This is a genomic window from Streptomyces tendae (genome assembly GCF_008632955.1).
Taxonomy (GTDB): Bacteria; Actinomycetota; Actinomycetes; order Streptomycetales; family Streptomycetaceae; genus Streptomyces.
The window spans coordinates 5,833,413-5,853,636 of record NZ_CP043959.1; the positions used below are offsets into that span (position 1 = coordinate 5,833,413).

At 74.4% G+C, this 20,224-nt stretch carries 14 protein-coding genes and 1 tRNA gene; 7 read left to right on the forward strand and 8 right to left on the reverse strand.

The annotated features are described in order from the left end of the window. Positions 1-63: 63 nt before the first annotated feature. Positions 64-1,401, forward strand: coding sequence for an FHA domain-containing protein (locus F3L20_RS26765; protein WP_150156505.1), 1,338 nt, complete (start codon positions 64-66; stop codon positions 1,399-1,401). On the opposite strand, the gene F3L20_RS26770 is transcribed toward F3L20_RS26765, so the two are convergent. Then, the gene (locus F3L20_RS26770) at positions 1,382-2,380 is read right to left on the reverse strand and encodes a methyltransferase domain-containing protein (RefSeq protein WP_150156506.1); all 999 of its coding nucleotides are present in this window, start codon (positions 2,378-2,380) and stop codon (positions 1,382-1,384) included. The genes F3L20_RS26765 and F3L20_RS26770 overlap by 20 nt on opposite strands. A 63-nt stretch (positions 2,381-2,443) precedes the next feature. Between F3L20_RS26770 and F3L20_RS26775 the strand changes: the two genes are divergently transcribed. From F3L20_RS26775 to F3L20_RS26790, 4 genes are all read left to right on the forward strand, one after another. Continuing rightward, positions 2,444-2,857: a globin gene (locus F3L20_RS26775; protein WP_150157505.1), complete on the forward strand. Its 414-nt coding sequence runs from the start codon at positions 2,444-2,446 to the stop codon at positions 2,855-2,857. A gap of 179 nt (positions 2,858-3,036) precedes the next feature. Next, positions 3,037-6,306: an FtsX-like permease family protein gene (locus F3L20_RS26780; protein ID WP_431193179.1), complete on the forward strand. Its 3,270-nt coding sequence runs from the start codon at positions 3,037-3,039 to the stop codon at positions 6,304-6,306. 1 nt (position 6,307) lies between these two features. After that, the gene (locus F3L20_RS26785) at positions 6,308-9,085 is read left to right on the forward strand and encodes an ABC transporter permease (RefSeq protein ID WP_240810764.1); all 2,778 of its coding nucleotides are present in this window, start codon (positions 6,308-6,310) and stop codon (positions 9,083-9,085) included. A gap of 55 nt (positions 9,086-9,140) precedes the next feature. Then, positions 9,141-10,109, forward strand: a complete 969-nt coding sequence (locus F3L20_RS26790) for an ABC transporter ATP-binding protein (protein WP_150156507.1) — start codon at positions 9,141-9,143, stop codon at positions 10,107-10,109. Between the two features lie 136 nt (positions 10,110-10,245). Here F3L20_RS26790 and F3L20_RS26795 read toward each other — a convergent pair whose 3' ends face one another. The 3 genes from F3L20_RS26795 to ettA are packed head-to-tail and all read right to left on the reverse strand — an operon-like array spanning position 10,246 to position 12,999. Next, entirely contained in the window at positions 10,246-10,911 is a 666-nt protein-coding gene (locus F3L20_RS26795) for a hypothetical protein (protein ID WP_150156508.1), read from the reverse strand. Beyond that, complete coding sequence (locus tag F3L20_RS26800) at positions 10,908-11,330, reverse strand: acyl-CoA thioesterase (RefSeq protein WP_024887462.1); 423 nt, start codon at positions 11,328-11,330, stop codon at positions 10,908-10,910. The genes F3L20_RS26795 and F3L20_RS26800 overlap by 4 nt, the downstream gene beginning before the upstream one ends. 4 nt (positions 11,331-11,334) lie before the next feature. Then, complete coding sequence (gene ettA, locus F3L20_RS26805) at positions 11,335-12,999, reverse strand: energy-dependent translational throttle protein EttA (protein ID WP_145827715.1); 1,665 nt, start codon at positions 12,997-12,999, stop codon at positions 11,335-11,337. Between the two features lie 244 nt (positions 13,000-13,243). Here ettA and F3L20_RS26810 point away from each other — a divergent pair, with 244 nt between their 5' ends. Then, positions 13,244-13,753 (forward strand): HAD domain-containing protein, encoded by a 510-nt coding sequence (locus F3L20_RS26810; RefSeq protein WP_150156509.1) that lies wholly within the window; start codon positions 13,244-13,246, stop codon positions 13,751-13,753. Positions 13,754-13,771: 18 nt separating this feature from the next. On the opposite strand, the gene F3L20_RS26815 is transcribed toward F3L20_RS26810, so the two are convergent. The 4 genes from F3L20_RS26815 to F3L20_RS26830 form a co-directional block, all read right to left on the reverse strand. Then, on the reverse strand, positions 13,772-15,196 hold the full coding sequence (locus F3L20_RS26815) for a Cys-Gln thioester bond-forming surface protein (RefSeq protein WP_150156510.1): 1,425 nt from the start codon (positions 15,194-15,196) through the stop codon (positions 13,772-13,774). A 281-nt stretch (positions 15,197-15,477) separates the two neighbouring features. Further along, positions 15,478-15,957: a single-stranded DNA-binding protein gene (locus tag F3L20_RS26820; RefSeq protein WP_240810765.1), complete on the reverse strand. Its 480-nt coding sequence runs from the start codon at positions 15,955-15,957 to the stop codon at positions 15,478-15,480. A 403-nt stretch (positions 15,958-16,360) separates the two neighbouring features. Further along, positions 16,361-18,160 (reverse strand): YfjP family GTPase, encoded by a 1,800-nt coding sequence (locus F3L20_RS26825; protein WP_150156511.1) that lies wholly within the window; start codon positions 18,158-18,160, stop codon positions 16,361-16,363. A 3-nt stretch (positions 18,161-18,163) separates the two neighbouring features. Further along, positions 18,164-19,777, reverse strand: coding sequence for a dynamin family protein (locus F3L20_RS26830; RefSeq protein ID WP_150156512.1), 1,614 nt, complete (start codon positions 19,775-19,777; stop codon positions 18,164-18,166). Between the two features lie 321 nt (positions 19,778-20,098). Here F3L20_RS26830 and F3L20_RS26835 point away from each other — a divergent pair. Further along, a tRNA-Arg gene (locus F3L20_RS26835) sits at positions 20,099-20,174 on the forward strand. Positions 20,175-20,224: the final 50 nt, after the last annotated feature.

Consider the following 20,224-nt stretch of genomic DNA (forward strand, 5'->3'; position numbering starts at 1 on the left):
ACCCCTCGGGGTCGGAGAAATCCGGTCGGAACCGGCCGGAAAAGGAGAGGGGGAAGCGCCGACATGCCGACCTGCCCGAACGGACACCAGTCGGGTTCCGACGACTGGTGCGAGGTGTGCGGTCACCGCATGGCGGGTGCCGTGCCCCCACCTCCTCCCCCGCCGCCGGCACCCGGCGGCGGCTACGGATTCCCTCCGCCCCCCGGCGGTCCCGGCGGCGCTCCGGGAGGCCCCGGTGGCTACGGCGGCCCGGGCGGTCCCGGCGCCCAGCCGGAGCTGTGCCCGCAGTGCCGTACGCCGCGTGAGGGCGGTGCGCCGTTCTGCGAGGAGTGCCGCTGGAACTTCCTCACCAACACGGCGACCTCCTACACCCCTGCCGCCCCGCGCCCGCCGGCGCCCGGCCCCGGCGGTCCGGGCGGCCACGGCGGTCCCGGTGGTCATGGCGGACCCGGTGGCCATGGCGGTCCCGGTGGTCCGGGCGGCCCCTTCGGGCAGCAGCCTCCCGGTCCGTCGTACGGCGGCGGCGACGGGTTCGACTACCAGGGCTCGCGTCCCTCGCAGGTGAACCGGCCCGCCGAGCCGATCCCGCCGGGTCCGCCCGGCTTCGGCGGCGAGCCCTCGCGCCCGGTCCCGCCCCCGCCCGGCCCCGGCGGTCGCGGCAACCCGGGTGGTCCCGGCGGCCCCGGCGGACCGAACGGCCCCGGTGCCCCGCAGGCGTTCCACTCCGGTCCCCCGGCCCCTCCCGGTTTCCCGCAGGAGACCGGCCGCCCGCCGCAGGGCGGACCGTCCTTCGGCGGCGGTGACGACGACTGGGTGATCTCCCCGCCGACCGGCGGCCCCGGTGGTCCCGGTGGCGGCCCTGGTGGCCGTGGTGGCCCCGGCGGTCCGAACGGCCCCGGTGGGCACGGCGGCTACGGCTACCCGCACCCCGGCGGCACCCAGGCGCCTCCCGGACCCGGCGGTTACCCGCAGCAGCCCCGGCAGCCGCAGGGCCCGGTGACCTGGACCGCGACCATCGGCCCGGACCGCGACTACTTCATGGCGATGATGCAGCGCTCCGGCCCCGAGGCCGCGGGCCTGAACCTGCCCGCGTACTCGCCCGAGCAGCAGCGCACCCTCACCGGCAACCAGATCACCATCGGCCGCCGCCGGCACTCCACCGGCGACACCCCCGACATCGATCTGTCCACCCCGCCGGAGGACCCGGGCGTCTCGCACCAGCACGCGGTGCTGGTGCAGCAGCCGGACGGCAGCTGGGCGGTCGTCGACCAGAACTCGACGAACGGCACGACGGTCAACGGCTCCGAGGAGCCCATCCAGCCGTTCGTCCCGATCCCGCTGCAGGACGGCGACCGGGTGCACGTGGGCGCCTGGACGACGATCACCATCCGCCGGGGCTGAGCTCCGGCAGCGGCCAGACGTGCCTCCCCGCGGGGCCGTCCAGCCAGGCCCGAACGCCCTCCGCGTCGACGGTCAGGCCGTAGCGTTCGCGCTGCGGCCTGCCTTCGCGTTCCCAGACGTCGTACGCCTCCCCGGGGCCGAGGGTCCCGGCGGTCAGTTCGAGAAGGAACCGGAAGAGGTCGCTCCGCCGGGCCGCCGAAGGCAGTCCGTCCAGGTCGGGCGGCTCCTGCGGGGGGCCGCCCGCGCCGCGCAGCGGCACGAAGTAGGCGGGCGTGTTCAGGAACGGCCCCTCGGCACGGCGGGCGTCGCGCACGGTCAGGGCGACCAGACCGGTGGCGAACGGGCCGAGGATCCGGCCCCCCGGGCGGCACTGGGCGAGCCAGGCGCGCGGGATCGCCGGCAGGGCGCAGGTCGCGACGATCCGGTCGTACGGCGCGCGTGCGGGCACCCCGCGCGACCCGTCGCCGGTGACGACGGCGGGGCGGTGCCCGGCGGCCGCCAGGTGCCGGCGGGCCGACTCGGTGATCTCCGGGTCGAGATCGATCGTGGTGACCAGGGAGTCGTCGCCGAGCCGGTGGGCGAGCAGGGCGGCGTTGTAGCCGCTGCCGGTGCCGATCTCCAGGACCCGGTGGCCGTCCCGGACGCGCAGGCCCGCCAGCATCAGCGCCATGAGGGAGGGCTGGCTGCTGGAGGAGAGCAGCTCGCCGTCGCGCATCCGGATCGCCAGCGGGGTGTCCTCGTACGCGCCGCGCAGCCACCGCTCGCGCGCGGCGGGGTCGGGGTGCTCGCCCCACCGGCGTTCGTACCCGCCCCTGACGCCGACGTAGTAGGAGGGCACGAACAGATGGCGGGGCACGGCGGCGAACGCCTCCCGCCACACCGGGTCCGCCGCGAAGGCGCCGCTCGCCTCGATCTCCCGCACCAGCGCCGTCCGCGCCGCAAGGGCGAGGCCGTCACCGTCCACAGGGGGTTCGTCCACCCCTCCACGGTAGGGCTCCGGGGGGTCCTAGGCCTTGAGTCCTATGCCGTCGTGTCTGAGACCATGGACGGCGTGACAGAGATTCGGCGCGGCACGCTTCAGGAGCAGACCTTCTACGAGCAGGTCGGCGGGGAGGAGACCTTCCGCCGGCTCGTCCACCGTTTCTACCAGGGAGTGGCCGAGGACCCGCTGCTCCGGCCGATGTACCCGGAGGAGGACCTGGGCCCGGCCGAGGAGCGGATGACGCTCTTCCTCATGCAGTACTGGGGCGGTCCGACCACGTACAGCCAGAACCGGGGTCACCCGCGGCTGCGGATGCGGCACGCCCCGTTCAAGGTCGACCGCGCCGCGCACGACGCGTGGCTGAAGCACATGCGGGACGCCGTGGACGATCTGGGTCTGTCCGAGGAGCACGAACAGACCCTGTGGAAGTACCTGACCTACGCGGCCGCCTCGATGATCAACTCCCCGGACTGACCTGACGCACCCCGCGCGGGGACAGGCCGCCGACCCTCCCCGTCACACGTCCGCCACATAACGGTCACCGGGCTCCGCATTCCGATCACGATCAGGTCAAAAGCGGAGACCGGACGATGCCCCTCGCCTTGCCCCTCTGACAACATCACCGAGAGGTCTGGACAACAGGGGGGCGCGGGGTGGATGCCGCACGGGGTTCCGCGGGGTTCGTGTTCGCCCGCGCACGGGCGAACCGCCCCCTGCTGGCCGCGGCCCTGCTCACGGTCCTGCTGACCACGGCCGTTCTCGCGACGCTCGCCGCCTACTCCACGACGATCGGCGACGCGGCCCTGCGGCACGCCCTCACGGCGCCCCGTGACGCCGCCGACACCACCCTCCTCGTCAAGGCCGAAGCCCTCCCCGAGGGCGGTCGCGAAGCCGCCGACACCGCCGTGCGCGAGGGCGCCGAACGGGCCTTCGACGGGCTGCCGGTGACGCTGCACACCCTGGCCAGGTCCGGCCCCTACGGCCTGCCGCTCTCCCTGCGGGGGGAGGGCGGGCGCGCCGGGGGCGAGGAGCCCGACCTGACGCACTTCGCGGCGCTGGACCGGACGCAGGTCAGGATCACCGAAGGGCGCGCCCCCTCGGCGCGGCCCACCGGCCCGGAGATCGAGGTCGCCCTTCCCGTCGTCGCCGCCCGTGAGCTGGAGCTGCGGCCGGGTTCCCGGCTCACCCTGGCGAACCGCCTGCGCGGGCCCTCCGCACAGGTGCGGATCACCGGCCTGTACCGGCCCGTCGACACCTCCGCGCCCTACTGGCAGCTCGACGAGCTGAACGGCCGCGGCATCGTCACCGACCACTACACCACCTACGGCCCGCTGCTCGCGGACGCCTCCGTGGTCACCGGGGACCGGGTCAGCGCGGGTCCCGTCGGCTGGCTGGCGTCGGCCGGCTTCTCCGGGATGACCACCGGGCGGATCGAAGCACTGCGCACCGCCATGGCCGAGGGCGTCGAAGCGCTGCCCTCCGCTCCGGCCCTGCACGGCTCGGCGACCGTCACCAGCGAACTGCCCCCCACGCTGGACCGGATCGAGCGGTCCCTGTTCGTCTCCCGTTCCACCCTGCTCGTCATCGCCCTCCAGCTCACCCTCCTCGCGGCAGCGGCACTGCTCCTGGTGGCCCGCCTGCTGACCGCCGAACGTACCTCCGAGACCCGGCTGTTGCGGGCCCGCGGCGCCTCCCGCGCCCGGGTGGCACGGCTCGCCGCCCTGGAGGCACTGCTGCTGGCGGTGCCCGCGGCCGTCTGCGCCCCGCTGCTGGCGGGCCCCCTCACGCGGCTGCTCGCCGGACGGGGCGCGCTGGCCCGGATCGGGCTGCACCTGGACGCCTCCGTCGGCACGGTCGCCGGACAGGGTGCCGTGTGGCTGGTGTCGGTGGGCGTGGCACTCGGCTGCGCACTGGCCGTCACCCTCCCCGCGCTCGCCACCCCCTACGGCCCCGGCCGCGCCAAGCCGCTGCCCGGCGTGGTGCGCGCGGGCGCGGACGTGGGACTGCTGGTGGTGGCCGGAGTGGCGTACTGGCAGCTGAGCCGCCGGTCCGGTGCCGTCGGCGAGGACCTCGGGGTGGACCCGCTGCTCGTCGTCGCCCCGGCGCTGGCCCTGCTGGCCGGCACGGTCCTGACGCTGCGGCTGCTGCCGCCGCTGGCCCGGCTCGCCGAGCGCCGTGCCGCCCGTGGGCGCGGGCTGCCGGGGGCGCTGGCCGGCTGGCAGCTCAGCCGTCGCCCGATGCGCGGGGCCGGCCCGGTGCTGCTGATGGTGCTCGCCGTGGCGCTGGGCATGCTGGCGATCGCCCAGGGCTCCTCGTGGCAGCGCTCGCAGGACGACCAGGCGGACTTCCGGGCCGGCGCGCCCGTGCGGGTCCTGACCAACGGCGTCGAGGGGCCGGGGCGCGGCGCGGTGTACACGGGGACACCCGGCGCCCGCGCGTCCGCCCCCGCCTTCCGTACGACCGTGCCGCTGTCCGGCAGGCGCACGGCCACGGTGCTGGCGCTGGACACCTCCGACGCCGCGGACGTCCTGCTGATGCGTTCCGACCTGGCGGAGGTGCCGATGCGCACGGCGCTGTCCGAGCTGACGCCGAAGGGCACCACGGCGGGCGTCCGGCTCCCGGCCGACACCGCGCGGCTGGTGCTGACCGCCGCGTCGCACGGTGCGGACGACGGCACCACGGCCGACCTGACCGCCACCGTGGAGGACCCCCACGGCACCCCGTACGCGCTGGAGTTGGGCCCGCTGCGCCAGGACGGGCGGCCGCACGACCTCGCGGTGGACCTCCTGGACGCCGACGGGGGGCCGCCGGGCCCGCTGACCCTGACGGGGTTCCAGCTGGACTCGGACCAGGTGGCGGAGAAGACCCGGCGGCACCGGCTCGCCCTCACCGCGCTGACCGCCACCGACACCGCCGGCCGGCGGCACGCCCTGGAGCTGTCGGCCCCCTGGCAGCCGTCCGCCCACGGCAGCGGCGCGATGCCCGCCGGCGGCCGCGGCGTGCGTCCGCGAATGGTCACCGGCGCCCCGGCCACCGTCGACTACGACACCGCGCCCGTCCCGCCGGACATGTCCTGGCTGCCCTCGACGCTCACGATCGCGCTGCGTGTCCCGCAGCCGCCCGTGCCCGTGGTCGACGGCGTGGCGACGGACCGGTACCTCGCCTCGACCGGCGCCCGGATCGGTCAGCGGCTGAACGTGGAGATCAACGGCGACACCGTCCCGGTGCGGCTCGTCAGGGCGGTGCGGGAGCTGCCGACCGCCCCGTCGGGCACGCCGGACGACGGCGGCGCCCTGCTGGTGAACCTGCGCTCCGTCAACCGGGCCCTCCAGGCCCGCCGGGGCGACCCGGTGCGGCCGAACGAGTGGTGGCTGGCGGGCGAGCCCGGCCGGGCCGCGACGGTGGCGGCGGCGCTCAGGGACCGGCCCGACATCGACCCGTCCCGGGTGGTGGTCCGCGACGAGATCGCGGCCCAGCTGCGCGACGACCCGTTCGGAGCCGGGCCGGGGAACGCGTTCGCCGCGGCGGCCCTCGCCGCCGCGGCCCTGACGGCGGTCGGTTTCGCGGTGAGCGCGGCCGGGGCGCTGCGGGACCGGTCCGCCGAGTTCGCGGTGCTCCGCGCCCTGGGAGCCTCCCGCCGACGGCTGGCCCGGGTGGTCCTCGTCGAGTACGGGGTGCTGGTCGGGACGGCGCTCGCGGTGGGCGTCCTGCTCGGCGCGGTGCTGGCCCGGGCGGTGATCCCGCTGGTCATGCTGACCGCCGACGCCACCCGGCCGCTTCCGGACGTACTGGTGGTGCTGCCGCCGCTGCGGGTGGCCGCGCTGCTGGCCGCCGTGGCCGCCGCCCCGCTCGCGATCACGGCCGTACTGGCCCTGCGCAGGGCCGACCCGGTGTCGTCCCTGCGCGGCCGGGGAGGTGAGTGAGGTGACCGAACGGCCCTCCCGGCGGCCGCGCGAGACCGCCTCCGGAGTGACCGTGCCGTCCGGGGTGACCGTGCCGTGGGTGCGCACCCGGCTGCGGGCCGCTCCGGGCGCCGCGGTGGCGCTCGCCCTGCTGGTCGCGGTGACGGCGTTCCTCGCCGCCGCGCTGCCGCCGGCGGTCGACCGGTACGACGACGCGGGACTGCGCCGGGCGCTGGAGACCGCCGGCCCGGCCCGCACCACCGTCCAGTTCCAGACCTCGGACTCCGACCTGTACACCAGCACCGGACCGTGGAACGAACGACTGGACGGGGACGCCGTCCGCGGCCCGTTCCCCAAGCTGCTCGGTCTGCCCGGCCGGTCGCTGCCGATCGACGCGGACCAGTCCTCCGCGGGTGTCCGCACCACCGAGCGGATGCCGGCCCCGGACCCCTTCCTGTCCCGGCCGGACCGGATCGACCCGAAGTTCCACCTCTTCGCCGCGACCGGACTCGGGGAGCACTCCCGGATCCGGGAAGGCCGGCTGCCGGAGGCCCCCGCGGACAACGGCCCGGACACCAGGACACTGGAGGCCGCCGTGTCCACCGAGACGGCGGCGAAGCTGAACATCCGGGTGGGATCGGTCATCCATCTCCCCCGGGCGGAGGACACGCTGGCGGTGCGCGTCACCGGCCTGGTCACCCCGCGCGACCCGGGCGGTGCCTACTGGTCCGCCGTCCCCCTGCTGCGCACCCCGAGCCTGGCGTCGGTCCCGGACGACCCGGAGCGCAGGGTGTTCTGGGTCGGTGCCCTGCTGGTGTCCCCGGACGCGGGGCCGTCCCTGCTGGGGACGGCCGGGTTCCCCGCGCGGTACTGGATCCTGGCGCCCGACCTCTCCGCCCTGCACGGCCGTGACCTGGAACGGCTGACGTCGACCCTCGCCTCCCTGGAGTCGGGTCCGCTGTCGGAACGGGCCTCCGCCGCCGTCTCGCCGTACCTGATCGCGGACACCGAACTCGACAGGGTGCTCGGCGACTACGACGGTCTCCGCTCGGTCATCGGCCCGCTGGTCGCCGTGGCCGTCTTCGGCACCGGCACGGTCGCCGCCGTGGTTCTGTGCATGGCGGGCGGGCTCGCCGCCCAGCGGCGCCGTACCGAGTTCGTGCTGCTGCGCGCCCGCGGTGTGTCCCTGCGCGGTCTGGCGGGCCGGCTGCTGGCGGAGACGGCGGTGGTCGCCGTGCCGGCCGCCGCTCTCGGTCTGCTCGCCGCCCGGCTCGCCGTCGGCCAGGGCCGGCTGCGGTACTCCGTGGCCGCGGCCGGCGGTGTCGCCCTGCTCGCGGCGCTGGCGCTGCCGCTGCGGGCCGTCGCCGCCCACCGCGCGGTGGGGGTGCACACCGGCCGCGACGACGTCGCCCGCGCCCGGCCGTCCCGGAAGCGCCTGGTCGCCGAGGTGACGCTGCTCGCCCTGGCGGCGGGCGCGGTCCTGGCCCTGCGCACGCGCGGCACGTCCGACGACGGCACCGCCTCCGGGGACGAACTGGTGTCCCTGGCCCCGGTGCTCGTGGCCGTGATCGCCGCCCTGGTGATGGTGCGCCTGTACCCGCTGCCGCTGCGCGGACTGGCCCGTCCGGCGCGCCGGATGCGAGGGGTGGTCGGCCCGCTGTCGCTGGCCCGTGCGGGACGCGCGTCCGGTTCCGCGGTGCTGCCCCTGCTCGCGCTGCTGACCGCGCTGACCACGGCCGCGTTCGGCGGGTCGGTGCTCGCCGGGGTGAGCGACGCCCGTGCCCGCGCGGCGGAGCTCTCCGTCGGCGCCGACGCCCGCGTCGACGGCCTCGGGGCACGGCCGGCCGGCGTCGCCGAACGGGTCCGCCGCGTGTCCGGCGTCGAGGACGTCACCGCGGTGAACGTGAGCTACGGCGCCCGCGCCGCGAACCACCAGGTCCCCGTCGCACTCGCCGGTGTGGACCCCGACGGTTACGCCGCTCTCAGCCGGCGCATGGACCTCGGCCCCTTCGACCCGGACGCGTTGCGGGCCTCCGGCAAGAAGGCCGTCCCCGCCCTCGGCTCCCCCGGCATGGTCGCGCGTTTCGGCACCCGGCCCTTCGAGGTACGCCTGGAGGACGGCGCCGCGGTCTCCGTACGGATCATGACGGTGACGGAGTGGACGCCCGCGGTCGCCGGGGACGACTTCCTGGTCATGGACGCCTCCGTGCTGTCCGGCGGGCTCACCCGGCCCACCGGGCTGCTGATCACCGGGGACCGTGCCGACCCGGCGGCGCTGCGGAAGGCGGCGGGCGGTGGCGCGCGGGTCGTGCTGCGGTCGGCGGAACTCGCGTCGTTCGTCGACTCGCCGCTGCAGTCCGGGGCCGAGCGCGTCTACGCGGCCGCGGTCGCGGCGGGCACCGGGTACGCCGTGCTCGCGCTGCTGCTGACCCTGCTGCGCGCCGCACCCGAACGGGCCGCGCTGCTGGCCCGGCTGCGCACCATGGGCCTCACCCGGGCGCAGGGCCGCCGGCTGCTCGTCCTGGAGTCGCTGCCGCAGGCGCTGCTCGCCGCGCTCGGCGGCACCCTCACCGCCTGGGCCGCGATCCGGCTGCTGGCGCCCGGCATCGACCTGACGACCGTCGCCGTCTCCACCTCCTCCTCGCTCGCGGTGCGGGCGGTGCTGCGCACCGACCCGGTGTCGCTGCTGGTGCCGGCGCTGGCGGTGGTCGCCCTGACCGTCGGGATCGCGGCGGTGCAGGCCTGGTGGACGGGGCGCCGCGGGTCGGTGCGTGAGCTGAGGGTCGGGGATGCCCGGTGACCGTGCCCGTGCCCGCCCCCGTGTCGCGTCGTTCCCTTCCCGCAGGAGGCCCCCGATGACCTCGGACCCCACTCTGGCCGACCTCGCCGACCGCGTCACGGCCGGCCGCAACCGTCCCGCGTACGGCCATGACGCGCTCATCACCTGCGACCGCCTGGTCCGCGTGTTCACCGCGGACGGGGTGGAGGTGCAGGCCCTGCAGGGGCTGGACCTGCTGGTGCGGGAGGGCGAACTGATGGCGCTGGTCGGCGCGTCCGGCAGCGGCAAGTCGACCCTGATGAACATCCTCGCCGGGCTGGACACCCCCACGGCCGGCGCGGCCCGGGTGGCGGGCCGCGACCTGCTCACGATGACCGCGAAGGACCGTCTCGCCTACCGCAGGGAGGTCGTCGGGTTCGTGTGGCAGCAGACCTCCCGCAACCTGCTGCCGTATCTGACCTCGGCGCAGAACGTCGCGCTGCCCATGCAGCTCGCCGGGCGCCGCGGCCGGTTCCGGTCGGCGCGCCGGGCCCGCACCGAACATGCCCTGGAACTGCTGGAGTTGCTGGAGGTCGCGGACTGCCGGGACCGGCGCCCGCACGAGATGTCCGGCGGCCAGCAGCAGCGGGTGGCCATCGCCGTGGCGCTGGCGGGCGACCCGTCGGTGCTGCTCGCGGACGAACCCACCGGGGAGCTGGACTCGAACACCGCGGAGCAGATCTTCGCCGCGTTCCGCACGGCGAACGAGCAGCTCGGCACGACCGTCGTGATCGTCACCCACGACCAGACGGTGGCGAACGAGGTCAGCCGCACGGTCGCCATCCGCGACGGCCGCACCTCCACGGAGGTGCTGCGCCGCAGCGAGGTGGACGAGGCCACCGGCCACGAGAAGCTGGTCGCCCGGGAGTACGCGATGCTGGACCGCGCGGGCCGCCTCCAGCTGCCCGCCGAGTACACCACCGCCCTGGGCATGCGCGACCGTGTGGCCCTGGAACTGGAACCGGACCACATCGCCGTCCGCCCGGACACCGACGAACGGGACTGAGCACCGGGGGGGCGCGTACGAGTGCCCTCTGCGGCTCACCGGTGCCTGGACGGCTTGCGGTACCCGAACGACGCCCGGGACCGGGAAGGCGCACGGTGCCGGGAAAGCACCCGGTGCGGGGAAGGCGCCCGGTACCTCAGCGGACGCTGATCCCCAGGGTGCCGAGTCCCGCCCGGCGTACGGCGACCGATCCGTAGGGCGTGCGCAGCCGCAGCCAGGACCCGGAGGAGAACAGCACCTGGTCGTCGCCGCGCAGGAAGCCGAGCGACTGGGCGGCGTGCACCGCCCGCACCGGGAGGCCGGTCCCCGCGACCGTGCGGGACCATATCTCCCGCCCGATCCGGTCGAGTTCGGCCCGGGTGCGGGCCTCGGGCGCCAGCTCCTCGGTGCGGGAGCGGAACTCCGCGACCGACGCGGCCACGAGCCGCCGCAGCTGCCCCGGCTCCGGCAGGCCCGGCTCGGCCTGCCAGCCGCCGCGCGGCGGGAGCACCCCAGCCCACGGCGGACCGGTCACCGCCGCGGGCACGCCGGCCGTGGCGGCGGACTCGTCCACCGTCTCCAGCAGCTCGCCCGCGGACACCGTCACGTCCAGCGTGACGTCGATCCCGTTCTCGTACGGCTTGGCCAGCCGGACCGCGCGGATCGCCAGCACCTCGAACGACGGGGGCCGCCCGAACACGGCGAGCGCCGTACCGGCCGCCTGGAGCCGGACGGCGGCGCCGCGGTCGTAGTGCAGCAGCCGGGACAGGAAGGCCGCGAGATCCGCGGCCTCCCCCTCGTCGGCGAGGTGGAGCACCGTCATGCGGCGACGGCCTCCTCCTTCTCGTCGGCGGCGTCGTCCGTGTACTCCTGGAGGAACTCGCGCTCCTCCGCGGTGAGCCGCCGGGGGCGCTGCGCCTCGAAGTCGAACGGCACGATCACCGTCGACGCGCGGACGTAGACCACGTCGTCGTCCTTCACCTCGTAGGTGAGGGTGAAGGACGCCGCCCTGATCTGCGTGACCCACAGCTCGACGTCCACCGGGTGGTGCCGGTGGACGAGCTGCCGCTTGTAGTCGATCTCGTGGCGCGCCACCACGGACCCCTGCTTGAAGTCCTTCTCCGGGCGGAACAGGAAGTCGATACGGGCCTCCTCCAGGTAGCGGAGGAACACCACGTTGTTGACGTGGCCGTACGCGTCCATGTCCGCCCAGCGCAGCGGGCAGCGGTAGATGTGCCGCAAGAGATCAGCCCCGGGTCAGCTTCTTGTAGGTGGCGCGGTGCGGGCGCGCGGCGTCCGGGCCGAGCCGCTCGATCTTGTTCTTCTCGTAGGACTCGAAGTTGCCCTCGAACCAGAACCACTTGGAGTCGCCCTCGTAGGCCAGGATGTGCGTGGCCACGCGGTCGAGGAACCACCGGTCGTGGGAGACGACCACGGCGCAGCCGGGGAACTCCAGCAGCGCGTTCTCCAGGCTGCCGAGGGTCTCGACGTCGAGGTCGTTGGTCGGCTCGTCGAGGAGCAGCAGGTTGCCGCCCTGCTTGAGGGTGAGCGCGAGGTTGAGGCGGTTGCGCTCACCGCCGGAGAGCACACCGGCCGGCTTCTGCTGGTCCGGGCCCTTGAAACCGAACGCGGACACGTACGCACGCGACGGCATCTCGACCTGGCCGACGTTGATGTAGTCCAGCTCGTCGGAGACGACGGCCCACAGCGTCTTCTTCGGGTCGATGTTCTCGCGGCTCTGGTCGACGTACGAGATCTTGACGGTCTCGCCGACCTTGATCGTGCCGGAGTCCGGCTCCTCGAAGCCCTGGATCATCTTGAACAGCGTGGTCTTGCCGGCGCCGTTCGGGCCGATGACGCCGACGATGCCGTTGCGCGGGAGCGTGAAGCTCAGGTCGTCGATGAGGAGCTTGTCACCGAAGCCCTTGGTGAGGTTGTTGACCTCCACGACGACGTTGCCCAGACGCGGGCCCGGCGGGATCTGGATCTCCTCGAAGTCCAGCTTCCGCATCTTGTCGGCCTCGGCGGCCATCTCCTCGTAGCGGGCCAGACGCGCCTTGGACTTGGCCTGGCGGCCCTTGGCGTTGGACCGCACCCACTCGAGCTCGTCCTTGAGCCGCTTGGCGCGCTTGGCGTCCTTCTGGCCCTCGACCTTGAGGCGGGTGGCCTTGGTCTCCAGGTACTTGGAGTAGTTGCCCTCGTAGCCGTGCAGCCGGCCGCGGTCGACCTCGCAGATCCACCCGGCGACGTTGTCCAGGAAGTACCGGTCGTGGGTCACGGCCACGACGGTGCCCTCGTACTTGGCGAGGTGCTGCTCCAGCCAGTTCACCGACTCGGCGTCGAGGTGGTTGGTGGGCTCGTCGAGCAGCAGCAGGTCGGGCGCCTCGAGCAGCAGCTTGCACAGCGCCACGCGGCGCTTCTCGCCACCGGAGAGGTTCGCCACCGGCCAGTCGCCGGGCGGGCAGCCCAGGGCGTCCATGGCCTGCTCCAGCTGCGCGTCGAGGTCCCAGGCGTTGGCGTGGTCGAGCTGCTCCTGGAGCTTGCCCATCTCGTCCATGAGCTCGTCGGTGTACTCGGTCGCCATCTGCTCGGCGATCTCGTTGAACCGGTCGAGCTTGCCCTTGACCTCGGCGACACCCTCCTGGACGTTCTCCAGGACGGTCTTGTCCTCGTTCAGCGGCGGCTCCTGGAGCAGGATGCCGACGGTGTAACCGGGAGTGAGGAAGGCGTCACCGTTCGACGGCTGCTCCAGCCCCGCCATGATCTTCAGAACCGTCGACTTACCGGCGCCGTTCGGGCCGACGACGCCGATCTTCGCTCCCGGCAGGAAGCTCAGGGTGACGTCGTCGAGAATCACCTTGTCGCCGTGCGCTTTGCGCGCCTTGCGCATGGTGTAAATGTACTCAGCCAAGAGAAACCGTCCGGCAACTTGAAATCTGGCAGTGGGCAGATACACCCCATCTTGCCGTACCGCCACCCCTGCGCGGAAACGCGTGACCGGCGGCCCCTCTGACCTGGGGTTTCCCTGCCGCCCCGAACACTGCGCCCCTCACTCTGCGTCACCACCGGCCGACACGGACACCTCGCACGGCCCAGCACAGGCCCGGCATTCAGCCGCCTCCCCACGGGCGCGGGGCGCGGGCTACCGTGCTGTCGTGACCGGCTCGCAGGAGCGCCCTCTCCTCTTCCTCGACGTCGACGGCCCCCTGATCCCCTTCGGGTCGTCGGCCCGGTCCTCACAGGTCGGCGCCCCCGCTCCGGTGGCGGCTGCCGGGGGCAACCCCTTGCTCGGCCGGCTCGACCCCCGCGTCGGCACGCGTCTTCTCGCCCTGGGCTGCTCGCTCGTCTGGGCCACGACCTGGATGGAGGAGGCGAACGAGGTCGTCGCCCCGCTGGTCGGTCTGCCCAGGCTGCCCGTCCTGGAGTGGCCGGACACCGGCGAGGCGGCCCCGCGCGGCCTGCACGGGAAGACCCGCGCCCTCGTCGAGCGGGCCGGCGGCCGGCCGTTCATCTGGGTCGACGACGAGATCGGCCCCCTGGACCGCCAGTGGGTCGCCGCCGCCCACCTCGGCCCCGCGCTGCTCCACCGGGTCGACCCGGCCAGGGGCCTCGCGGCCGCCGACTTCGGCACACTCGCCGCCTGGCTGGCCACCGTCACCCGGTGAGGCCCTCTGGCGTGTCCGTCAGGCGTCCCCGCCGGAGGCGTTCTGGCGCTGACGGGTGATGACCAGGGCCGCGCCGCCGAGGACGACCAGGGTTATGGCCGTGCCGGTGATCCACGGCGTGATGCCGGAGGCACCGGTCTGGGCGAGGTTGACGTCGGTGACCGCGGTGGTCACGGGAGGGGCGGTCGGGCCGGACAGGGTCTGCGTCGTCGTGCCCGTCTCGGCGGACCGCGTGCGGCAGTCGAGCACCCCGGTGAAGCGCTGCTCGAAGCCGTCCGTGCCCACGACGGTGAAGTCGTACGGCCGGTCCTCGTTCAGCGGGACCGTCACCGTGTCGGAGGCGCCGGCCTCGACGGTGTACTCCGTGCCCGCCAGCTCGAAGGTGAACGGGGCGTCGCCCCGGTTGGCGACGGTGACGTCCACACCGCCCTTGGCGCAGTTCTCGCGGGCCGAGACCGCCGGTATCGCCCCCTCCCCCGCCCAGGTCGCGGTCGCCGTCGCCGAGACGGTCGACTCGCTGGACCCGGCCAGGATCTGCGTCTGGCTGCGGCTCTCGGAGACGAAGGCGCGGCCGACCGGCACCGTCGTCGCCGCCTGCACGGTCACCTCGGCGGTGTCCGCCGCCGCGTCCTCGGGGACCTCGACGTAGAGCTTGCTGCCGTCGGCGGCGGTGGTGACCGGCTCACCCTTGTCGTTCACGATCCGTACGCCGGTGGTGGCGGCGTACGCCGGCGGGGAGACCGTCACGGTCTGCGCGTCCGTGCGGACCGTGACCGGGCCGAGCCGCTCGCCCGGGCGTCCGGCGACGGCCGGCGGGTCCAGGGTCAGCGACGGCTTGGGCTCCGCCTTGTCGCGTGCCTTCTTCTCCAGGTAGTCGGCGAGCTGCTCGGCCTGCGGGTCGAGGGCCTCGACCTTCACGTCGTCCGAGTGGCGCCATATCGCCACCTGGGTGCCGGCCGCCGCGTCCTGTTCCGTGAGCTGGCCGTGGACTCCGGCCTTCTTCGCGAGCGCCGCCAGGTCGTTCACCTGCGGGTAGGAGTGGTGCAGGATCCAGAGGATCCGGCCGGCGTTCTTGTTGGTGCCGAGCGAGGTGCCGCTCCAGGCGGTCTCGTGGTACTGGGCGTCCTGCTGGGTGGGCGTGTGGATGTCGACGCAGTACGTCTGCAGCATGCCGCCGCCCTCGACGGACATCTCGAACAGCCCCGCCGAGACCTGCGTGTTGCCGGCGGGCCCGTGTATGACGGCCGCGCCGTAGGTCTTCAGTCCGTCGATGGTCGCGACCGCTCCACTGCGCTGCGGCGTCGTCCCGTCGCCGCCGTCGGCGGTCGCCGTCCCCGCACCGGCCAGCACGGTGGTGGCGACGATTCCGGTCACCAGCGTCCCCGCGGCGAGGCGGGCCGACCCACGTCCGCGCAGGAACCGCGCGGCGAACGAAACAGACACCGAATTCCCTTCCGAGCAGGACCCGTTGATGTGGGGGGGGCGGTCCCACCAGCAGAATCTCCGGCCCCAAGAACCCCCGGAGCCATGCCCGGCATCCTAAGGAGCGCACGGACAGCGCTTGCCGGTGATCGCGTCGGAGCGATGATCCGAATCGGAATCGTTATCGCCGGGGCGCCGCTGAACAGGGCTTATCGACAAATCCACCTGGGACGTTCGGCATGCATCTGCCGATAAGCCTCGCTTCGGTCAGCCACGGGGCCGGAGCCCGGCGGCTTCTGATGTCACGTCATGACAGTCGCGCCGACGGTGAGTTGTGACGTCTCCTCCTCGGTCGGTGGCGTCGGTGCCGCATCCGTCTCCCAGTTGGGCTCCGAGCGGTCCGGCGCCGGATTCAGCTCGGGGCGGGGTGTGCGGCGGAAGGCGGTGGTGCCGCGGGTGAGGTCGTGGCCGATCGACACCGCGTCGATGTCCGCCGACATCCAGCCGGGCTGCCCGTCCCGCGTCTCCGTGCGCACTTTGAGCCGGCCCTGCACGATCACCGGTTCCCCCACCGACAGGGACGCCGCGGCGTTGGTGGCGAGCTGGCGGTTGGCCCACACCGTGAAGAAGTTGGTGTGCCCGTCCGCCCAGGCTGATTTCTCCCGGTCCCAGTACCGCGCGGTCACCGCGACCCGGAACCTCGCCCCCGGACCGGACACCGTCTCCCGGTACACCGGCCGCGTCGCCACGTTGCCCACCACGCACACCATCGTCTCGTTCATCGCTTCCCTCCCTCGCCCGGCCCCCGCCGGCTCTCGCACCGGCGCCGGGCGGACACGCGTACGGGCCCTTCCCGTACGGCTGCCGTCTGGCGCGGTGACCGCGGACCGCCTCTGCGATCGTGGTCGTGATCACGGTCGCGATGCGGTCACCGCGCAGCCAGACTGCCTCCGCCGGGCCGGGCCCGCAGAGCGCTGTGGATCACCACCGGCCTGTGGACAACCCCGCCACCCGAACGAGTTCCCCCCTCCACCTCAAGGCCCGGGAGCACCCCGCCCCGGAACAGCGGCCGCGCCCTCCACCACGGCCCCCGGGACACCCCCGCCCCGCGCCCCCGTGAAGCAAAAGACCGGCCCCTCCGCCATACCCGCAACGGAGAGGACCGGTCCACCACCCGCACCCGCCTCAGCGCCCCCCGCTCCCCGTCCCCACCCCCGCCACACGCCCGTACTGCTCCCGTACCTCCCGGTACCGCAGCAGTTCCGACGCCACCGGGTCCAGGACGCGGGCCCGCCCGCACCCGGACGCGGCCTCCCGCAACCGTCTCTCCGCCTCCAGCCCGTACCGCCGCGCCGGGCCCCGGGCGGCCATGCGGCAGCTCCACTCGACGAGAGGCCCGCCCACGATGCCGATCACCATCAGCAGCACCGGCACGCCCAGGTTCGGCGCCATGACCCCGACGATCTGCCCGACCAGCCACAGCCCGCCCACGAACTGCAGGATCGTCATGGCCGCCTGGCCCAGCACGGCCACCGGCCACCACCCCGGCCGCGGCGGCCGCCCCGGCGGCAGTCCCGCCCGTACGGCCAGCTCGTCGAGCGCCTCCGGCAGCCCCTGCGAGCCGCGCACCGCCGCCTCCCGCACCGCCTGCGCCCACGGCGCCGGCAGCCCCGCCGAGGCCCGGTCGGCGACCGTACGGACCGCCTGCTCGACCCGCTGCCGGGCGGTGACCTCCTCGTCGGGCTGCCCGCCCAGGGTGACCCTGCCGGTGGTCGGCTCGCGCCGCGCCTGGCACCAGCGCCACAGCCGCAGCCAGGGCGTCCCGCAGGCCCGGTTGGCGTTGCGCAGCCAGGCGCGTTCGGCCGCCTCGCCCGCCGCGGTGGCGCCGACGGCGTCCGCGAGCCGGTCCGAGAACTCCTCCCGCGCCTCCTCGCTCAGCCCGGTGCGCCGGCGGGTGGCGTAGGCGGGCCACAGGCGGGCGGCGGCGATGTCGACGTCCGCAGAGATCCGGCGGGCGGGCGCCCCGCGCTCGGCCACGAACCGGGCGAGCGATTCCCGCAGGTCGCCCACCCCGTCCCCGGTGAGCGCCGACAGGGCGAGCACGGCCGTACCGGGTTCGCCGTACTCGCCGAGCACGATGCCGTCCTCGTCGAGGAGCCGCCGCAGGTCGTCCAGGACCTGTTCGGCGGCGTCGCCGGGCAGCCGGTCGACCTGGTTGAGGACGACGAACATGACCTCCGCGTGGGCCGCCATGGGCCGCAGGTAGCGCTCGTGGAGCATGGCGTCGGCGTACTTCTCCGGGTCGACGACCCAGATCACCGCGTCGACCAGCCCCAGCACCCGGTCCACCTGCTCGCGGTGCTGCACCGCCGCCGAGTCGTGGTCGGGCAGGTCGACCAGGACCAGCCCGCGCAGCCGCTCGTCGGCCTCCGTCGTGGCCTGGAGGGGGCGGCGGCGCAGCCGGGGCGGGATGCCGAGGCGCTCGATGAGGCCCGCGGCGCCGTCGCTCCAGCTGCACGCGATGGGGGCGGCGGTGGTCGGCCGCCGTACGCCCGTCTCGGAGATCGGTACACCGGCGAGCGCGTTGAACAGCTGGGACTTGCCGCTGCCGGTGGCGCCCGCGATGGCGACGACGGTGTGCTGCCCGGAGAGCCGACGCCGTGCGGCGGCCTCGTCGAGCACCCGCCCGGCCTGGGCGAGGGTCCGGTTGTCGAGCCGGGTGCGGGAGAGCCCGACCAGCTCGCGCATCGCGTCCAGCCGCGACGCCAGCCGCGGGTCGTACGACAGCGGGGTCACCTTCTGCGGCGTGGAGGCGCGGGGTTCGGCCACCACCTCCGGCTCCTCCCGCGCGGGGTCCGCCGCGGCGCCGTTCACGCGGCGCGCGATCAGCCCGTCGTCCCAGGCGCCGGCCGTGTCCTCGCGGGGCCGGTCCTCGGTGTCACGATCGGGGTGCTCGGTGTGGTCCTGGTCAGTGACGGCGGTCACCGGTCACCTCTCCTTCTGCAGTACCGACAACGCGGCGATGAGTTCGGGCTGGGGTTCCGCGTGCACCTCGAGCGTGTCGATCGGGGCGAGGCGGCGTTCGCGTTCGGCGTGCATGATCCGGTCGACGTGGGCGACGAGCAGCCGGCCGCCGCGGTCCCGCAGCCGCAGCGCGCCGTGGGCGCCGATCCGCTCGGCGAGCCCCTCCCCGGCGGTCCTGGCCCGGCGGCCGCCCAGCAGGACGGTGGCGACGAGGGCGGTGACCGTCTCGGGGTCGGGCGCGGTGCCGCGCTCCAGCTCGCGCACCTCCTCCTCGGCGAACTCCTCCAGCTCGCGCCGCCAGCGCCGTACGGCGAGGCCGATGCGGTGCTCGACGCTCTCCGGGGCCCCGCCCTCGCGGGCGGCGAGCTCGGGGGCGTCGGCGGCGGGCTCGCGCCGCCAGGCCTCGTCGACGCGTTCGTCCGCGGCGGCGACGGCGCACAGCAGGAGCGCGCTGAGGCTCTCCACGAGCGTGTCGAGAAGCTCGCCCGGGGTGCAGTCGAGGGGGAAGGCGCGCCACCGCTTCAGCGCGTCCCCGGCGAGCACGGCCCCCGCCTGCAGCCGGCCCCGCACCCGCGAGTGCTCGCTGTCGTACGCGGTCTCCACGGCGGAGGTGAGCCGCAGCGCCGCCGCGTACTGGGCGGCGGCGGCACCGGCCAGCTCGGGCAGGCGGGAGTTGAGTGAGTTGAGGACGCCGTAGGCGGTGCGGGCCATGACGTGCTGCCGTGCGGCCGGGTCCAGCGTCTGGTGGACGAGCCAGGTGCGCAGCGCGGCCACGGCGGTGGCGGGCAGCAGTCCGCCGCCGAACGCGGACTCGGGCAGCTCGGGCACGGTGAAGCGGGGGACGTCGCCGAGCCCGGCCTTGCTGAGCAGGGCGCCGTACTGCCGTGACACCTCGGAGACCACCTGGTGCGGCACCCGGTCCAGCACGGTCACCAGGCTGACGTCGTACTCCTTGGCGGTGCGCAGCATGTGCCAGGGGACGGCGTCGGCGTAGCGGGCGGCGGTGGTGACCATGATCCAGATGTCGGCCGCGTTGATGAGTTCGGCGGCGAGGATCCGGTTGTCGGAGACCAGGGAGTCGATGTCGGGCGCATCGAGGAGGGCGAGGCCGGGGGGCAGGGTGTCGGCGGCCTCGACCCGCAGGACGCGCGCGGGGTCCTCGCCGGGCAGCAGCAGGTCGTCGGCCGGGTCCTGGTGGTGGGGCACCCATACGCGGGTGAGGTCGGGCAGCACCCTCATCCCGCTGAACCAGTGGTGGTCCTCCGGATGGCAGACGAGCACCGGCGTGCGTGTCGTCGGCCGCAGCACGCCCGCCTCGCTGACCCGCCGGCCCACGAGCGAGTTCACCAGGGTGGACTTCCCGGCTCCGGTGGACCCGCCGACGACGGCCAGCAGGGGCGCGCCTGGGTCTTTGAGCCGCGGCACCAGGTAGTCGTCGAGCTGGGCGAGAAGTTCGTCGCGGTTGGCACGCGCGCGGGCGGCCCCCGCCAGGGGCAGCGGAAAGCGTGCGGCGGCGACACGGTCGCGCAGGGCGGAGAGTGCGTCGAGCAGCTGAGGCCGTACGTCCAAGGTCACCACATGCGAAGAATGCCCAATTTTAGGGGAATTCTGAAGCATATGAGCATGTCTGCGTGCCGACCGGACACAAGCGGATGGAAGGGGCGACTGAGACGCGGGCACAGCCGAGGCATAACGAGTGCACAACACCCGATGCCGCAGAGGCCAAAAGCAGTGCACGATTCGTACCTGCCTGCGATTATCAGGACCGCTTCACCGAACCTCCACATCGAGCCACGGAGGCGAGGCGACAGGGACAAGGATGCGGGAGCCCTATCCTTGTCTCCGGCAACGTCAAGGACAGGCCCCACCAGGGCACCACGACGACAGGCCACCACACCGGCCCCCGTAGCTCAGTGGATAGAGCAGGCGCCTTCTAAGCGCTTGGCCGCAGGTTCGAGTCCTGCCGGGGGCGCCACCCGCCACCAGCAAGAACGCCCGAGAGGGGATCTCCCCTCCAGGGCGTTT

What these genes read in the sequence shown, in the direction of transcription:
- F3L20_RS26765 (WP_150156505.1), top strand. Translation starts at nt 64, where the DNA reads ATGCCGACCTGCCCGAACGGACACCAGTCGGGTTCCGACGACTGGTGC.
- F3L20_RS26775 (WP_150157505.1), top strand. Translation starts at nt 2,444, where the DNA reads ATGGACGGCGTGACAGAGATTCGGCGCGGCACGCTTCAGGAGCAGACC.
- F3L20_RS26790 (WP_150156507.1), top strand. Translation starts at nt 9,141, where the DNA reads ATGACCTCGGACCCCACTCTGGCCGACCTCGCCGACCGCGTCACGGCC.
- F3L20_RS26795 (WP_150156508.1), bottom strand. Translation starts at nt 10,911, where the DNA reads ATGACGGTGCTCCACCTCGCCGACGAGGGGGAGGCCGCGGATCTCGCG.
- F3L20_RS26820 (WP_240810765.1), bottom strand. Translation starts at nt 15,957, where the DNA reads ATGAACGAGACGATGGTGTGCGTGGTGGGCAACGTGGCGACGCGGCCG.